This window comes from Shewanella sp. 10N.286.52.A9 (genome assembly GCF_041468985.1).
In the GTDB taxonomy this organism is placed as follows: Bacteria; Pseudomonadota; Gammaproteobacteria; order Enterobacterales; family Shewanellaceae; genus Shewanella; species Shewanella japonica.
The window spans coordinates 24491-41729 of record NZ_JBFRJQ010000030.1; the positions used below are offsets into that span (position 1 = coordinate 24491).

Annotated in this window: 14 protein-coding genes; 2 read left to right on the forward strand and 12 right to left on the reverse strand. The window is 41.7% G+C overall.

The genetic code is table 11. The features are described from left to right. Nucleotides 1-93: 93 nt before the first annotated feature. The 9 genes from purF to fabB all read right to left on the reverse strand — a co-directional run bounded on the left by purF (nt 94) and on the right by fabB (nt 12376). Nucleotides 94-1605: an amidophosphoribosyltransferase gene (purF, locus tag AB4128_RS18450; RefSeq protein ID WP_372038583.1), complete on the reverse strand. Its 1512-nt coding sequence runs from the start codon at nt 1603-1605 to the stop codon at nt 94-96. Nucleotides 1606-1638: 33 nt separating this feature from the next. Further along, on the reverse strand, nt 1639-2127 hold the full coding sequence (locus tag AB4128_RS18455; protein ID WP_055026114.1) for a CvpA family protein: 489 nt from the start codon (nt 2125-2127) through the stop codon (nt 1639-1641). 115 nt (nt 2128-2242) lie between these two features. Continuing rightward, complete coding sequence (locus tag AB4128_RS18460) at nt 2243-2839, reverse strand: SPOR domain-containing protein (RefSeq protein ID WP_055026115.1); 597 nt, start codon at nt 2837-2839, stop codon at nt 2243-2245. A 13-nt stretch (nt 2840-2852) separates the two neighbouring features. Beyond that, on the reverse strand, nt 2853-4145 hold the full coding sequence (gene folC, locus AB4128_RS18465; RefSeq protein ID WP_372038584.1) for a bifunctional tetrahydrofolate synthase/dihydrofolate synthase: 1293 nt from the start codon (nt 4143-4145) through the stop codon (nt 2853-2855). A gap of 42 nt (nt 4146-4187) precedes the next feature. Further along, nucleotides 4188-4973, reverse strand: coding sequence for a tRNA pseudouridine(38-40) synthase TruA (gene truA, locus AB4128_RS18470; protein WP_372038586.1), 786 nt, complete (start codon nt 4971-4973; stop codon nt 4188-4190). Between the two features lie 127 nt (nt 4974-5100). Continuing rightward, a complete protein-coding gene (locus tag AB4128_RS18475; protein WP_372038587.1) occupies nt 5101-8589 on the reverse strand; it encodes a FimV/HubP family polar landmark protein in 3489 nt (1162 codons plus the stop codon). A gap of 178 nt (nt 8590-8767) precedes the next feature. Further along, nucleotides 8768-9784 (reverse strand): aspartate-semialdehyde dehydrogenase, encoded by a 1017-nt coding sequence (locus AB4128_RS18480; RefSeq protein ID WP_055026119.1) that lies wholly within the window; start codon nt 9782-9784, stop codon nt 8768-8770. Nucleotides 9785-9786: 2 nt separating this feature from the next. After that, nucleotides 9787-10953, reverse strand: coding sequence for a 4-phosphoerythronate dehydrogenase (locus tag AB4128_RS18485; RefSeq protein ID WP_372038588.1), 1167 nt, complete (start codon nt 10951-10953; stop codon nt 9787-9789). 211 nt (nt 10954-11164) lie between these two features. Continuing rightward, complete coding sequence (fabB, locus tag AB4128_RS18490) at nt 11165-12376, reverse strand: beta-ketoacyl-ACP synthase I (protein ID WP_065110650.1); 1212 nt, start codon at nt 12374-12376, stop codon at nt 11165-11167. Nucleotides 12377-12641: 265 nt separating this feature from the next. Here fabB and mnmC point away from each other — a divergent pair, with 265 nt between their 5' ends. Next, entirely contained in the window at nt 12642-14693 is a 2052-nt protein-coding gene (gene mnmC, locus AB4128_RS18495) for an FAD-dependent 5-carboxymethylaminomethyl-2-thiouridine(34) oxidoreductase MnmC (protein ID WP_372038589.1), read from the forward strand. 21 nt (nt 14694-14714) lie between these two features. Next, nucleotides 14715-15191 (forward strand): hypothetical protein, encoded by a 477-nt coding sequence (locus tag AB4128_RS18500; RefSeq protein WP_282167727.1) that lies wholly within the window; start codon nt 14715-14717, stop codon nt 15189-15191. A gap of 2 nt (nt 15192-15193) precedes the next feature. Here the strand turns inward: AB4128_RS18500 and AB4128_RS18505 are convergent, their stop codons facing one another. The 3 genes from AB4128_RS18505 to AB4128_RS18515 are packed head-to-tail and all read right to left on the reverse strand — an operon-like array spanning nt 15194 to nt 17186. Next, entirely contained in the window at nt 15194-15739 is a 546-nt protein-coding gene (locus AB4128_RS18505) for an RNA methyltransferase (protein WP_055026124.1), read from the reverse strand. Nucleotides 15740-15764: 25 nt separating this feature from the next. After that, nucleotides 15765-16040 (reverse strand): YfcL family protein, encoded by a 276-nt coding sequence (locus tag AB4128_RS18510; RefSeq protein WP_372038590.1) that lies wholly within the window; start codon nt 16038-16040, stop codon nt 15765-15767. A gap of 3 nt (nt 16041-16043) precedes the next feature. Beyond that, on the reverse strand, nt 16044-17186 hold the full coding sequence (locus AB4128_RS18515) for an ATP-NAD kinase family protein (protein ID WP_372038591.1): 1143 nt from the start codon (nt 17184-17186) through the stop codon (nt 16044-16046). Nucleotides 17187-17239: the final 53 nt, after the last annotated feature.

The window sequence follows — 17239 nt, forward strand, 5'->3', positions numbered from 1 at the left end:
ATAAATCTCTATAATAATCAGCTGTTGATGGGATTACACGCACAAAAAAGCCAGCTTTCGCTGGCTTTTCAAATGCAATGACGTCACGTCAAATTAAGGATGACAAACGTTGTGCATTTCTAAGTTAGTGCCGATGTCTTTGCTGTTTGCTTTAGCATCGTCATTACGCAACTGTGTTAAGTGATCTAAGTAAGCTTGGTCAACATCGTTAGTGATGTATTGACCATCGAACACTGAGGTTTCAAAACGCTTAATATCAGGGTTTTCCATACCTACAGCATCAACTAAGTCAGTTAAATCTTGGAAGATAATACCGTCAGCGCCAATGATTTTAGCAATTTCATCAGCATCACGGCCATGAGCAATAAGCTCATTAGTGGTTGGCATATCAATACCATAAACGTTAGGGAAACGGATTTCAGGAGCAGCAGAAGCAAAGTAAACTTTCTTCGCGCCAGCTTCACGAGCCATTTCAATAATTTGCTCAGAAGTGGTACCACGTACAATAGAATCATCAACTAACAATACATTTTTGCCTTTAAACTCAGTGTTAATAGCATTGAGTTTACGACGAACTGATTTCTTACGCTCTTGCTGACCCGGCATAATGAAAGTACGGCCAATGTAACGGTTTTTCACGAAACCTTGGCGGTAAGGAAGGTCCATACAACGAGCAATTTCTAATGCGATATCACATGATGTTTCAGGAATTGGAATAACAACATCAATGTCGTGATCTTCCCATTCTTTTTGAATTTTAGCGCCCAACTTTGCGCCCATATTTACACGGCTGCCGTAAACAGAGATTTTATCCATTGACGAATCAGGACGTGCAAAATAAACAAATTCGAAAATACATGGTGCATAGCTTGGTTCAACTGCACATTGACGAGTAAATAGCTGACCATCTAATGAGATGTAAATCGCTTCACCTGGCGCAACATCACGCATCACTTCAAAGCCTACGGCATCTAATGCAACGCTTTCAGAAGCGACCATATACTCAGTACCTGTTGGGGTTTCGTGCTTACCAAGCACTAACGGACGGATACCGAACGGGTCACGAAATGCAACTAGGCCCTGACCGATAATCATCGCTGCAACAGCGTAAGCACCACGAGTTTGTGCATGAACTTTAGCCACGGCATCAAACACTTCATCAGCGCTTAACGTTAAACTTCTTGTTTCTTGTAGTTCGTCAGCTAACAGGTTTAACAACACCTCAGAATCTGATGTGGTGTTAACATGGCGACGTTTTTTCACTAGGCCTTCAGCCAACTCAACTGTATTGGTTAAGTTACCATTGTGAGCCAATGAAATACCAAACGGTGAGTTAACATAAAACGGCTGTGCTTCTGAAGCACTTGAGCTACCTGCGGTTGGGTAACGCACGTGTCCAATACCGGCCTTACCTTGTAGGCGTTGCATATGTTTTACTTCGAAAACGTCTTTAACTAGTCCATTTGCCTTACGTAAACGAAACGCGTTCTTGTCAACAGTCACAATACCTGCTGCGTCTTGACCACGGTGCTGAAGCACGGTCAATGCATCATAAATGGTTTGATTAACCGATGATTGACCAACTATTCCGACGATACCACACATGGGTAAGCTTCCTCATTGTAAGATGTTTTATATTTATATTTTGGGTACAAAGCTGGAGGTATTTTCCAGATAGTCAAAAAACCACTGAATAACCACACCAAATTGGGGTACAAGTTCTGATTCTTTCCACCAGTCCTGATTTGGCGAACCGGTAAAAGCATCAAGAAAAAATAATATCGCGCTGACAATTAATGCCCCGCGTAATGCACCAAAACACAAGCCTAAGACTCGGTCGGTGCCTGATAAACCGGTTTTAGAAACCAGTTGACCAAGTAAATAGTTAACTAACGCGCCAATGATTAGTGTGGCGATAAATAAGATGGCAATGGCTACGCCATTTCGCATAGTTTCGTCGCTCATTTGAGTCAAATGAACGGCTAAATCTTGATAAAATTGGCTAGCAATAAAGAAGGCAGCAAACCATACCACTAAAGACATGGCTTCTTTGGCAAATCCGCGAACCAAACTGATGACAGTTGATATGCCGATGACGATGAGAATAGCGTAATCAATCCAAACCATTGAGATGGGGATCCGGTATAGATGTTAAGACGGCGCGATTCTAACAGAGACAGAAAACTTTCTCACCCACTGCTAGATAAATTGACTTTGCGCTGTACCAAACAATAGTGAATAGTTAGTTTTCTAGGGGATTGTATTTAACAATTTTACCTTGAAGACCCGTTATTTTTTTAATTTTCTGTTGCTGAGTTTTTAGCTTGTCGGCCGATAAATCTGGGCCAACAAACACCTTTGTGAGCGAGCCATCAATTGGTTTTGCAGGTAAGGTATAAGCGGTAAACCCATTTTGACGCAGTTGTTTTACTAACCCTTCAACATTTTTGGCATTATTAAAACCACCGAGTTGTAGCGTATAACCCGCTTTAATTGGGGTCGCTTTTTTCTCTACAGGCTCAGATTTAGCCACTTGCTGCGTTTGAGTATTCGTTGGTTTTTTAGCAGGTTCAGTTTGAGCTTGCTCCACAGATTCTTCTTCTGAAGAGCTAACCAAGTCTTGAGTCTGCGCGATTTCTTCGACTTCAAAAGTCTCAGGTTTATACCCTTCACCGATATCATCTTTAGCTTGTTCAGTGATAACAGGGCGAAGTGGGATTTCGGTAAATTGTTCGACTTCTCGTTGTTTTTTCCCATCGAGCAAATCAGGTAAAAAAATCACCCCGAGCGCCACAATTACGACAGTTCCAACTAAACGATTTTGAAATTGAGCAGACAATGTGTATTCCCTTTTATAATAATTCGCTAAAGCCAGCCACAGTGTAAAATGAGCCAAAAACAATTACCACATCATCAGTGGTAATATTTGCATTAAGACTTTGCCATGCTTGATTTATCGAAGAAAAATGTGATGATTTTAGCGGTGGTTCATGTTGTGCAAGCATACCAGCTAATGCAGTGGCCTCTAGCCCTCGTTCCACTGGTAAATCAGTAAAGTACCATTCATCAATAACGTCTTTCAGTTCAGACAAGACTGCGGCTGCATCTTTGTCTTTTAACATGCCACATAAAGCAATAATACGTGCAGGTTTATATTGCTGTAACTGGGAAGCCAAATATTTTGCTGCATGTGGGTTATGCGCCACATCGACTAACACTTTTGGGCTGTCTTGTACTTGCTCTAAACGCCCAGCTAATGATGCTCTAGCAATACCCGTCATAATATCTTTAGGGCTAATGCTTGGCCAAGTTTGCTCTATTACTGCAACAGCTGTGGCGGCATTGGCAAGCGGCAGTTTTGGTAAAAGCAACTTATGAAAGACACAATTAGCACCAATGTACTGCCAAGTGTCACCATTAAGGTGGTAATTAAAGTCATGGTTAACACGATAAACATTCGCATTAATTTCTGCTGCGTAATCTAACACCGTGTGAGGCAGGTCAGGCTCGCCGATAATAGCTAGGCATTCAGGACGAAACACGCCTGCTTTTTCACGCCCAACTAGCTCGCGGGTATCACCTAAGTATTCTTGATGGTCAATATCAATCGAGGTGATCACACTGACATCAGCATCAATAATATTTGTGGCATCTAAGCGCCCACCTAGCCCAACTTCCAATAGCACGACATCAGGCTTTTCAATATTAAATAAGTACAGGCCAGCTAAGGTTGCATATTCAAAGAAGCTCAAAGAAATAGTGGCACTATCTGGAAAAGTTCTCGCTGTTTCGATTGCATTAAATGCTGCTATTAATGCGCTGTCAGAAACATCTTGCTGATTAATCCGCACTCGCTCATTAAATTTTAACAAATGCGGTGAGCTATAAACGCCAACGGTAAAGCCAGCTTGCATTAATACTGACTCAATCATGGCGCAGGTTGTCCCTTTACCATTTGTGCCAGCGACAGTAATCACTTTTGATTGAGGGGATAGTACATTTAATCGCTTAGCGACCTCTGTTACACGCGTTAACCCCATTTCAATTTCAGTTGGATGAATAGATAAAAGATAATCCAACCACTGAGACAAGCTTGCCGAATCTGTCGGTGCTGAACAAGGTTGATTGTCACTAACTGAACTCATGTTATTCCTTAACTCAATGTCATTGATTAGCGGATGGATTAATCAATCCAACATAAATAATGGCCCCATAGGTGGCTTAGGTAACTCATAATGCTCAGGGTAAGTCACATCCACTAAATATAGACCATTAGGCTTAGATGTTGGTGCGGCAAACTTGCGATCTTTTAGCGCCAAAAGCTCATTGACCCACTCGACTTTTTGATTAGATTGTCCAATCTCGATGAGTGTACCAACAATATTTCGCACCATATGATGTAAAAAAGCATTCGCTTTAATATCCACAATAATGAATGCGCCTTGGCGAGTGACATTCACAAATTCTATCGTTCTTACTGGACTATGAGCTTGGCACTGTAACGCGCGAAAACTAGTAAAGTCATGTTCGCCAACAAAAATTTGCGCCGCTTGATGCATTAATTGATGGTTAAGTGCGTAATGATAGTGACTTAATCCGTGACGTAATATACCAGGCCTAAATTCACTATTATCAATAATATAACGATATCGACGCGCCGTGGCAGAAAAGCGAGCATGAAATGTATCATCGACTTCTTTTGCCCATCGAATGGCAATATCATCTGGTAATTTGGCATTGACACCTAAGGTCCACGCCGACATTTGACGTGTAGATTGGGTATCAAAATGGACCACTTGTCCAGTACCGTGCACACCTGAGTCTGTTCGACCTGCACAAATAATTTCAATGGATTCATTGGCTATTGATGATAAAGCGGCTTCGATTTTTTCTTGCACAGACACAACTTCTTTTTGTCTTTGCCAACCGAAATATTGACTACCATCGTATTCGACACCTAACGCCACACGCATTGAAATTACCCTCAGATTTAAAGAGCGCGCATTTTAGCACAAAAAAAACGGCGCATGCATTTAGCGCCGTTTGTTCGTGATGAAATAGGAAATTAATCGAATGAATGATGATTAATTAATTTCCAGCTTAACTCATCTCGTCAAGTAGTTTGCCAGCTTCAGTTTGCTGGCGTTCATTACCGTCAATTTGAACTTCTTTTAAGATTGCTTTTGCTGCATCTTCATCTTCAATTTCAATGTAGGCTCTGGCTAAATCTAACTTGGCGTTCACTGAGTTTTCTTCATCGTCAACATCAATCATTTCAGCATTACCAATGAGTGAGTTCACTTCGCCCATTTCAACAGCAACATCTTTATATTGATCGCTAATTTCGACATCTTCATCAGCATCATTTAACAATTTATCGATGTCGATAAAGCCATTTTCTTGCTCGAAGGTATTTAGCGCAGTATCTGAAACCATGTCAGATGGCTCATCAGAATCTAACCTAGTATCCTGTTTATTACTTTCTTCTGCATCAAGGGCTGCTAGCGCTTCATCAACCGTTAAATTGTCATCGGTTAATTGGAAGGTCTCGTCATCGATATCATCAACTTGCGCTTCCGATGCTGGATGATTTGACGCTTGTTGGAATAAATCAGCTTCCCAATCAAGACTCGCTGCATCCGCTTTTTTAGATTTTAAATCGTCGAAAAAGCCTGACTCTTTCGACAATGCCTCTGTATCAGGTTGTTGTTCGATGATGGTATCTGGCTCATCGGCAGATAATCCCGCTAACATGGCATCAAAATCTTGTTCTGAGATGCTGTCCTGCTCATTTATTTCTTCATCAGATACAAATAATGGAACGTCATCTTGTTCATTAAGTTCAAGCTCATCAAGATCGCTCTCAAGTGTGTCGGCCACCTTTGGAGCAGTAACTTCACTATTGCTACTATCTAACTCACTCTTATCTGAATCACTCTTATCAATATCAAAGTCTTCAACATTGAAATCAGCCAATAATGCGTCCAATTCATCAATATCAGAGTCTTGCTCATCATGACTTTGCTGCACTTGTTGATCGGCTTGCTCAGCTGCTAATAACTCAGCAACTAAAGGATCCTCTTGCTGCTCACCGGTCGGTATATCATCTTGAATATTCAGTGTTGATTCATCACCCGGTGCAAATTTCAACTCATCTGAAGATTCGGTATTATTTACCGAAACTGGCTCTATTGCTTCAACATCGGCTAGCAACTCATCTAAATCTGATTCAGACACCGCGGTGCTTTCTTCTAACGTTTCAGCAAACTGATTTTGAGCTTCATTTGTAGAGTCCGTTTCTAAATCAGAAATAAGCGAGTCAATATCATCATTATCAGTGTCAATGGCTAACTCAGATTCAATTTGCTCAAGCTCTGCTGTCAAAACTTGTTCAACATCTAATCCGTCGTTGCTTAATGGAGCAAACTCTTTATCTGTATCAACATCAGCAAGGAGGTCATCAATATCGGACGATTCATCCAAACTGACAGCAACATCCTCTTCGAGCTCTGCGGCAATCTCTGCAGTGAAATCTTGCTCTTGTTCTGCAGGTATATCTATTGAAGCAAGTAAGCTGTCGATATCATCTTCTGCACTACTTTGAATATCTATTTCAGCTGACTCTTCTGCGGCAGGCTCATCAAAGCCAGCCAGTAAGCTGTCGATGTCATCTTGCGTATCGCTTTGACTCTCTATTTGAGCAGGTTCTTCTGCGACAGACTCATTAACCGCTGGTTCATCAATTGCTGGTTCATCAAAGCCCGCTAGTAAATTGTCGATGTCATCTTGCGCATCACTTTGACTATCTGTTTGAGCAGGCTCTTCTGCGACAGACTCATTAAGCGTTGGTTCATCAATTGCTGGCTCATCAATTGCTGGCTCATCAAAGCCCGCTAGTAAATTGTCGATGTCATCTTGCGCATCACTTTGACTATCTGTTTGAGCTGGTTCTTCTGCAGCAGACTCATTAACCGCTGGTTCATCAATTGCTGGTTCATCAAAGTCCGCTAGTAAACTGTCAATATCATCTTGCGCATCGCTTTGACTATCTATTTGAGCTGGTTCTTCAGCAGACTCATTTACCGCTGGCTCTTCAAAGCCTGCGAGTAAGCTGTCAATGTCATCTTGCGCATCACTTTGACTATCTTTTTGAGCTGGTTCTTCTGCGACAGAGTCATTAACCGCGGGCTCTTCAAAGCCTGCGAGTAAGCTATCAATATCATCTTCTGCAGCACTTTCATCTGAGTCACTGTCGGCAGGAACACTGTCAACAGGTAATGGTTCTTCCAATGAAGTCTCAATGACATCATCATTGGTATCGAGCCCTTCAAGAAGGCTATCTAAGTCATCCTCATCCGCTTCAAGCGGCTGCATGTCCTCTTCTTGCTCTTCCATCGCCTCAGCCCAAAGATCATCTAAAGAGGTGCCTTCATCAGATTCTTCCGCTGGTTCTTCTTCGGTGATATACATATCAGCATCAGATTCACCATCGAGAGTGAGCTCTCCTGTGTCTTGGTTATCTAGATCTAATAAGTCTTCAATGTTTTCTGGCGATTTCTCATCTTCATCTAAGTGAACCGCTAAATTATCAATATCATCGACTTCTGATACGGTCTCTTCACTAGCTTGATCAATCACAGGCTCTGTTTGAGCTGCAGACTCAGGTTCAGTTTTATTTTTACGACGCATGAGCCAGAAGATAGCAAGGAAAATAATAATCAGTGGTAATGCTGCAACAATCGCTAGCAAAATCATATTATCTGACAATGAGCGCCAAAAATCTGTTGGCTCTTCAATAACTTGAGGCTGATTATTTTTTTCAACTAATGCCTGATGTTCTGTATCTAATGCTTGATACTTCTCGGTAAGTAATTGCAAATCCTCTTGCATTGCAGATAACTGCAAAGAGAGTTCTTGGATTTTTGCTTTCAATGCATTGTTATCTGCATCTTTGACTAATAATGTATCCTCAGCGCGAGCCAGTTCATCAGTCAGTGACAATGCTTTGGTTTGCGCGTCTTCTAATTTCGCTGTTAGCTCGTCAATTTCAGGCTGCGCTAATAAAGCCGCTTGCTGAGCCAATTCTTCAGCAGTCGGTTGCTTGGCAACAATTTGTAATGGTTTTTTACCCGTCGCAGGCACTGATGTTTCAACGGCAGTAGTATTGTTCGTTGCAGGTTTAGCCGGATTAGCGTTGGGTAATCTCTTGTCATTATTTTCGGCGCGTAACTTAGCATCTGCAGCACTGATCTGTGCCATCACATCAGCCGATGGCACGAGTAGGGTCATGCCACGTTCAAGTGAGTTGTAATTGTTACTACTGAACGCATGAGGGTTAGCATCAAATAATGCCGCCATCACTTGATAAACAGAGACGTTCTGGTTTGGCCTAACTTTTTGGGCAATACTCCAAAACGTATCCGAAGAAGTCGTTGGCCCATATTGACGAGTTGGAGCGTTGACAACTTCTCCATTCGGGCCGGTAATTTTGAGCGTTTCTGCGTGGGCAGGCTCGATAATTTGAGATGCAGAAACAGCGGCCAATGCACAGGCCATCATGCCAACAAAATAAGAGGTTCGAAAAATCATCAATCTTTCCCTTTGAGCGCGATCGGGTTGTCTTCATGACAACTGGCTTTAGGTAATTGTTTTTATTAATTACGACTATAAACCAGAATTAGTCACCCTGCTACTGCTGACAGCGGTAAAACGAAAAAAGCCTGCAGGCTGCAGGCTTTTTAGTCTAAATAACTCTATTCATAGTAGATTAATAATAATCTCTGATCAGAACTTCAGCTATTTGAACACTGTTTAAAGCAGCACCTTTACGGATGTTATCGGCCGTAACCCATAAATTTATACCGTAATCGTGAGAAATATCTTTTCTTACTCGGCCAACAAATACAGGGTCGGTACCTGCTGAGTCAGTTACTACAGTAGGATAGTCTTCATCATTCTCGAAAAGCACCACACCTTCAGCGTCACGTAAAACCGCTTTAATTTGTTCAGCTTCAACAGGTTGACGAGTTTCTAAGTGGACTGCTTCTGAGTGACCATAGAACACAGGAACACGTACAGCTGTTGGATTAACAACGATATCGTGGTCACCAAAAATCTTTTGAGTTTCCCACACCATTTTCATTTCTTCTTTGGTGTAGCCGTTTTCCATAAACACATCGATTTGTGGTAACACATTGAAAGCGATTTGCTTTGGATAAACTTTATTTTCAGCAGGTAAGCCTTGTAACAATTTAGCGCATTGCCCTGCTAATTCATCAATAGCTTGTTTACCTGAGCCAGACACTGATTGGTAAGTTGCCACGTTAATACGTGAGATACCAAATGCATCATAAATAGGTTTTAATGCCACTAACATTTGAATGGTTGAGCAATTAGGGTTTGCGATAATGTTTCGATTACGGAAGTCAGCAATCGCTTGTGGATTAACTTCTGGCACAACTAACGGTACGTCAATGTCGTAGCGGAAATGTGAAGTATTGTCGATGACCACACAACCATGCTCCGCTGCTATTGGCGCCCATTTAGCTGAAACGTCACCACCAGCTGAGAAGAAACCAATTTGTGCTTGGCTCCAATCAAACGTGTCCACATCAAGAATTTCTACTTGTTTACCATTAAAGCTTACGGTTTCGCCAGCACTGCGGCTACTCGCTAATGGGTATAAGTTTGCGACTGGGAATTTTCGCTCTTCAAGGATCTCAATCATAGTTTGACCCACTGCGCCCGACGCACCTAAAACAACAACATTAAATTCCTGTGACATAATTAACGCTCGACTCCTGAAAAACCTAATTTAAACATCCAATCTACCTCACAATGACCCGTGTTGACTAGCGACAATGCACTAAATTCACGCCGATGAGTGTGATTTTTTCTCATATGGTCAAACCCATGGTTATTAAGGAAGCTATTTCTAAACAAATAGTCGTCATCTGCGAGGTTGTAGACCAATCTTGCTAGCGTGAGTAATTGAGTTTCAGATACCTTGTCAGTGATGTGTAACTGACTAATGTTAAATTTAGGCAGTAAGTTCAACAGCGATTTTTGGTGTTCAAGACCAAAGATTTCACACAGTTTTTCGAACAACATATAAGTGCCGCGAGCTTTACCTTCTAAGCTGTATCCTGCGATATGTGGCGTCGCAAACTCAACAAGTGGCACTAATTCTGGCATAGGGTTAGGCTCGCCTTCCCACACATCGAGTACCAGTTTGAGATTATCCCGTTGTTGTTTCACCTTAATCAAAGCGCGATTGTCAATAACCTCACCACGGCAACAATTCAGTAACCAAGCATGCGGTTTTAATTGATTCAATTTAGCTTCGTCAAACAAGTACCAAGTTTTGTGCGGTCCAGTTTTAGTGATAGGAACATGTAAGCTTATTATGTCAGCTTGCTCAATAATGGTATCTAACGACACAAACTGACGGGAATTTTTGTCGCTGATATTAGTCGCGCTGCGGTTGGATAACTGCTGTTCTTCAAGTAATGGATCGCACAATAAGACCTTCATACCATAAGCATTAAGACAATGCTCAAGTGCGCTACCTGTGTTACCCGCGCCAACAATTCCTACCACTTTGTCTTTTAAAGGCTGTTTGAATCGTTTAGCTAATTCCAGCATAGCAATAAAGGCAAACTCCCCCACTGCTGCTGCGTTACAGCCAGGTGCATTAGTAAAAGGGATATTACGTTGTTCTAGTAAGGCTAAATCAATATGATCAGTACCGATGGTGGCACTACCAACAAATTTAAGTTTATTGGCTTGTGATAACAACTCTGCATTCACTTTAGTGACAGAACGGACTAGAAGAACATCAACATCAATAAGCTGCTCTGGCGTTAACTGGCGACCATTTACACGGGTAATCTCTCCGATTTCACCAAATAACGCTTCGACGTACGGCATATTCTCGTCTGCAACTATGTTCATTCTAATGTTTGACCTTATTTATGTGAGTTATCCGATCATTCTATCAACTAATGACACTCAGCAGTTATCTACAAAAAGAAATAAAGTGTTCTTAATTGGTAATTTGACTGACTGTCAAAGTGGGTTAATCGCAATAAAAAAGCCTTTAGCATTCAGCTAAAGGCTTTATCGATATCAAAACACTAACCTACGCCAGCGATGAGATAATATATTATTTCATTTTACGCATAACTAATGTGGCATTAGTTCCGCCAAAGCCAAAACTGTTACTCATTACAGTCGTCAGTTCTGCATCACGATATTCTGTAACCAATGGGATGCCAGCCGCTTTTTCATCTGGAGTATCAATATTGATGCTAGGTGCAATAAAGCTGTTTTCCATCATTAATAAGCTGTAGATGGCTTCATGAACACCTGCAGCGCCCAAGGCATGACCAGTCATTGACTTAGTCGACGCTACTGGTGGAATATTGTCTTGGAAAACTTCATGAATCGCTTCAAGTTCACGAACATCACCAACAGGAGTCGATGTGCCATGAGTGTTGACGTAATCAATCGGAGTATCGACATCAGCAAGTGCCATTTGCATACAACGCACAGCGCCTTCACCAGAAGGTGCCACCATATCGTAGCCATCTGACGATGCACCATAACCAATGATTTCAGCATAAATTTTAGCGCCACGAGCTAATGCATGCTCAAGCTCTTCAACAACAACGATTCCGCCGCCACCAGAGATAACAAAACCATCTCGGTCAGCATCATAAGTACGCGATGCTTTTTCTGGGGTTTCGTTATATTTAGTTGATAATGCACCCATTGCATCGAAGCCCATTGTTAGGGTCCAATCCAATTCTTCTGCACCACCAGCAAACACCATATCTTGCTTACCCATTTGGATAAGCTCAGCTGCATGACCAATACAATGCGCAGAAGTTGCACAAGCAGAACTGATTGAATAGTTCATGCCTTTAATTTTAAATGGTGTGGCTAAACATGCACTTGCCGTACTCGCCATAATACGAGGAACAATGTAAGGACCAACACGTTTTACGCTTTTTTCACGTAACGTATCTGCCGCTTGAACTTGGTTTTTGGACGAAGCACCACCTGTACCAACAACTAAGCCAACACGATGATGAGAATATTGTTCTTCTGTTAAGTTGGCATCACTGATCGCTTCTTGCATTGCAATGTATGCATATGCGGCAGCATCACCCATAAAGCGTAACGCTTTACGATCAATGTGGTCCGCTGGGTTTAATTTAATATCACCCCACACATGACTGCGTAATTTCATTTCTTCGAATTGGTCAGAATGGGTAATACCACTGCGTCCAGCTTTTAGTGAATCTGTCACTTCTTGCTTGTTATTACCGATGCTAGAAACAACACCTAAACCTGTTATTACGACTCTTTTCATTATTTGCTATCCATTTTGTACATGTCAGTACCTAATTTTGCTGCCGCAATGATATCCGCTTTAGACGAATAAAGTGGTCAGCTTTCAATAAACATAGGTAAAATAATCTCAATTGAACCACATTGAGTAATGAGCTTTGACCCAAATAACCACTGACTTCCCTATAGTTACCCGAGATTGTGCAACAATATCGACTAATTTTCCAAGTAGTTACTGTCAAAACCCTAATTATGCAGCAAGCATAAGGCATTATTATGAAACTGTCTTGTCCAACAAGGCAAACTCAACTAAAAGCTGCTCGATTGGGCAAATTGGCTTCGGTAACGCCATGGAAATCATGTTGTTGTGGCAATTATCTCAACAATTAAAACGTCCTGTAAGGCTGAGTGTTTTTGACCCCTATTCAATTAACAGCATTGAGTTGGGTCAATTTTTAGCAATGCCGCAAAATCAAGCAACGATTAATTCACAGCACTTAGCGGAGTTTTCACAGCAGTTACAAACTGCTTGCATTGCCAATATTCAAGGTTGTCAGCGGCTCATATTTGATCATGGTCAATTCATTGTTGATATTTATTTTGGTGATATTGAGCATAACCTTAAAGGTATTCAAAGTGTCGAAGCTGATGCCGTTGAGTATTGGCATTGCCTTCCTCATACGACCTCAACTGAGTATATAGATCACCATATTTCAGAAAAATTGTTTTGGCAGATGGGAAGGTTAAGTAAAGATAATGCATGCTTTTATGCTTATCCGCAGGAAATTGACCGTGTTGAATGTTCAGCGATAACAGTATTAGCGAGTCAATCAGGCTTTATCATCAATGCGCAAAGTGGCAATAGAGATGACATTAGCAATACCAGTGAACGCTCAAGTACGCCAGATTGCGACATTCCTGCAGCTGAAAGAAAAGCATTAAGGTATTCCCATCAGCGCCAGTACGCTTATTGCTTACCCAGTGCAAGCGCTCAACCTACGAATACATCGACTTCAAAAGAGAGTGTGGCCATTATCGGCGGTGGTATTGCAGCGGCTCACCTTGCACTATCGCTCGTCGAAAAAGGCAAAAGCGTCACGATTTATTGCAAAGACAGTATGCTTGCTGATGGAGCTTCAGGTAATAAACAAGGCGCTATTTATCCGCTTTTAACGCCTGATAACAACTTAATGAGCCAATACTTTCAGCAGGCTTTTTTATTCAGTCGACGTAGGCTTAAGCAACTTGAAAATGCAGGTTACGCTGTTGAGCACCAGTTTTGTGGCGTGTTACAAACGGGGTTTGATGAGCGTAGCGATGCAAGATTAACTAAAATCATCCAAGGACAAGCTTGGCCAAGTGAAGTTGCAACCCAAGTGTCACCAGGTGAAGCTAATATGCTCGCTGGTATCACCATAGATAAGCCTGCCTTTTACTACCCTTGGGCTGGTTGGATTTGTCCGCATCAATTCGCTCAATCGGCCGTAGACTATGCGCAAGCTATTGCGAAAAACAGAGGGCTTACAGTCGAGATCAGACTTAATACCCCAATTAGTGAACTAACTCGTCAAGGAACCCTTTGGCAGTTAAACACGACTGAGCAAACCTCAGACTTACACCCTAAATCCCCCCCTAACTCGAACAAAAACTCTGCGGTACAATCATTTCTTCATTCTGAGGTCGTTGTTGCATCAGGGGCGCAACTCACTGAGTATCAACAAACAAAACAACTACAAGTCACAGGCTTTAGAGGGCAAGTAAGCCATATTCCGTCAAAAGGACAATTAACTAAACTTAATAGCGTTATTTGTGCTCATGGTTATTTAACCCCTGAAAATAATCAGCACCATTGTGTTGGCGCTAGTTATGTAAAATCGCCTGATGACTTACGTTTTTGCCCTACCGAGCAACAAGAAAATGCGCAAAAAATGCATCATAGTTTTCCACAAAGAGACTGGGTGAGTGATATTGATATATCTGACAACAACGCCAGAGTGGGTGTCAGAATGGTCACAAGAGACCACTGTCCTATGATGGGGCTTGCACCAGATATTGACGCCATATTAAATCAATATAATACCGAGCCTTTGGATCAACATCAGCTCACTGTAGCCAGTCGTGACTTTTGGCGTTATCACTCCGCACCAGTATATAGCGGACTTTATGTTTTAGGTGGGCTCGGCTCAAGAGGACTAAGTTCAGGACCTTTGGCAGCAGAAGCTTTAGCTGCAATGATTTGTCATCAAACCCCACCGATCAGCTATGACATGTTTGCAATGCTAAACCCAAATAGAATGTGGTTAAGAAAACTATTGAAAGGTAAATCTTTGCTTAGCTAAAACCCCGATAAAGGAATAACAATGAATCAGCAAATACATCAAGCGTATCTAGGCGAACTGTATGGCATTGCCTTTTTTACGTTATTTAAAAATATTGAAGAAGACGCCACGCGTATTGCGTTGTGGGATAAATTAATTGAAGTTGAAAGCATCACTGCGGAGATACTGTTGTCTCACTTATTAAAACAACCTGAGACATATCCCTTTGACGTGGTAACCATGACAGAAAAAGGTCAGCAAGATGCACGCAAGTGGCTACACCTTCCCTGGGAAGAGTTATTAAAAACACTTTATGATTGGGCTAAACCCTACGAGCAAGAATACCGTGACTGGCAAGCCTCTGCGACTGAGCATCAATCAATCATGACTATCATCGCACAACATGAAACAGCCATTTTGAACTGTTTTTCTGCTGAATTACAACAAAAAAATGGCCAAGCATATCTTGACCATTATTTAGAAAACACCCAATTATTATCTAGCATCAAAAGAGGCTGAAGTTACTTCAACCATTTTTTGACTTTAGTTCGATTATTGTTATCTCGGCTTTCTTTGATCAGTTCATCATCTGCTGTCACTTGAGCACTTTTCGATAAACGATCATAAAGCAACACATTGACTGAGGCCGCAAGGTTCATACAACCAACAGTTGGCACATAAACCACCTCATCCGCAGCATCAATAATTTGCTGCGGTATGGTGCCATCCTCAGGACCAAAAATATAAAAGGCATTTTGAGGATGTTCAAATAAAGGTAATGGCGTTGCGCCAACAACAAGATCAACACATACCAACTTACTGTCTTCAGGTACTTGTTCCAGCAATGATTCAACGCGAGTTAATGGAATGGTTTTAGCTGCATTTTTAGTATCAACGTCATACTGAGCCTCACCTGAACGGGCCGCTAATTCATATCTATTTCCGGTATAGAAAACTGAATTAGCTTGATAACAACCAGCCGCGCGCATGATGCCACCTACATTTACTGGCGTTTTAGGGTTAACAAGGCCAATCATGGCACTGTGCTTTTGAATAGATTCAGTCATGCCTTTTACTTATTTAATTTCATGCTTATTTAATTTCACTGATAATTTGACGCAATTGTTGCCAAGCCGATTTTACAAGTTCAAAGTCAGCCGTTTCTAATTCATCATCAGCCAATCCCAAGCAATCTACCATTTTTTCGTCAAGCGCCTCTAAACTTGTAGATTGTTCCTGTTCCAGTTGAGACAAGACGACAGCGATGTGACCTTGTAGGTATCCACAGGCAAATAAGGCATCATCATCGCCATTAGCAACCGTATTTTCAATCCACCCTTCTAATGCTGCATCATACTTCTCTAACATGGTCTAACTCTCCAATAAATCTGGGTTGGCAACTTGGTACATCACGTAATCATGATATCCAGTGGTAATTTTATAATAACCACTTAATGCACTATCTAATTCTGGGTCGCCACTATCCACAATTAATGGCCTTCCTTCAAGTGCTTTTAACTTAGTTTTTGTCGCAAGAATAATTATATTGTCTTTTCCTATCCGTTTTATCAGTTCAGGAGACAATTGCTGATTACCCCGTCCTAGAATATGTCCTTGCCCACCAATCAAGGTGATCACTAATTTCGTCGGCTTATTTTGGGTCAGTTCGAGTAATTGGTTTGCAGTAACATCACTGGCAACGATCTGCTGCTCATGAATAACATCAACACCCAATAAGGTGTTATCTAAATTAAGCTCTTCCATAACTGCTGCCACAGTGGAGCCACTGCCGATGATATATAACTCATCTTCCATTTGGTTTATAACATCTGCTGCGATATCAGCTAATACAAGCTCATCGACTTCTTTGCCGCCCATTTTTACCGCTTGGATATATCGTGGCTCTGCAGGAACAAGCATTTCACCAAATCGTTTGGCTTTTACCGTTCCTTTTCTGAATGCTTCTTCGTCAATATCCATCACATCAGCGGTCATCAAACTCACTAACTCACCTTGAAGTAGCATGCTCACGACAACCCCTGCAGCGTTAGGGGTAATTGCGTACACACCGGAATGGATTTTTACTCCAGCAGGCACGCCTAAAACAGGTAATGAATCATCAACGACTGAATAGATATCCCTAGCAGTGCCATCGCCACCAGCAAACAGTAACAAGTCGAGAGATTCATCTTGCAACGCTTTTACAGTTTGCTTGGTATCCGCTGCAGAGGTGTTGTTATTACTACTCCCTGGTGATATCTGATGAACACAGTTGACCGAAAAGCCTAATTCAAGCGCTAAAGTTTCGCCCATATCACCACTGGCGGTCACAATATCAATTTGTTCGCTAAAGGGCTTTATGACAGTTAATGCTTGCTTCATTCTCAATCCGGCTTTAGCTTCAGCCCCTCTTGAGATCGCCAGCTCTGCCACATCATCAGACCCCTTTAACCCAACACTGCCGCCTAAACCTGCTAATGGGTTAATAATTAAACCTAACCGAAAACGCTTCACTGCATACAATCCTTTCATTTATATCTAAGCTGGGCGATAAAGCCATTTATTTG

Bases quoted from the DNA above. Each gene is read 5' to 3' on its own strand.
- AB4128_RS18475 (WP_372038587.1), bottom strand. From the start codon at position 8,589: ATGATTTTTCGAACCTCTTATTTTGTTGGCATGATGGCCTGTGCATTG.
- fabB (WP_065110650.1), bottom strand. From the start codon at position 12,376: ATGAAAAGAGTCGTAATAACAGGTTTAGGTGTTGTTTCTAGCATCGGT.
- AB4128_RS18480 (WP_055026119.1), bottom strand. From the start codon at position 9,784: ATGTCACAGGAATTTAATGTTGTTGTTTTAGGTGCGTCGGGCGCAGTG.
- AB4128_RS18500 (WP_282167727.1), top strand. From the start codon at position 14,715: ATGAATCAGCAAATACATCAAGCGTATCTAGGCGAACTGTATGGCATT.
- AB4128_RS18455 (WP_055026114.1), bottom strand. From the start codon at position 2,127: ATGGTTTGGATTGATTACGCTATTCTCATCGTCATCGGCATATCAACT.
- folC (WP_372038584.1), bottom strand. From the start codon at position 4,145: ATGAGTTCAGTTAGTGACAATCAACCTTGTTCAGCACCGACAGATTCG.
- AB4128_RS18510 (WP_372038590.1), bottom strand. From the start codon at position 16,040: ATGTTAGAGAAGTATGATGCAGCATTAGAAGGGTGGATTGAAAATACG.
- AB4128_RS18505 (WP_055026124.1), bottom strand. From the start codon at position 15,739: ATGACTGAATCTATTCAAAAGCACAGTGCCATGATTGGCCTTGTTAAC.
- AB4128_RS18485 (WP_372038588.1), bottom strand. From the start codon at position 10,953: ATGAACATAGTTGCAGACGAGAATATGCCGTACGTCGAAGCGTTATTT.
- truA (WP_372038586.1), bottom strand. From the start codon at position 4,973: ATGCGTGTGGCGTTAGGTGTCGAATACGATGGTAGTCAATATTTCGGT.
- purF (WP_372038583.1), bottom strand. From the start codon at position 1,605: ATGTGTGGTATCGTCGGAATAGTTGGTCAATCATCGGTTAATCAAACC.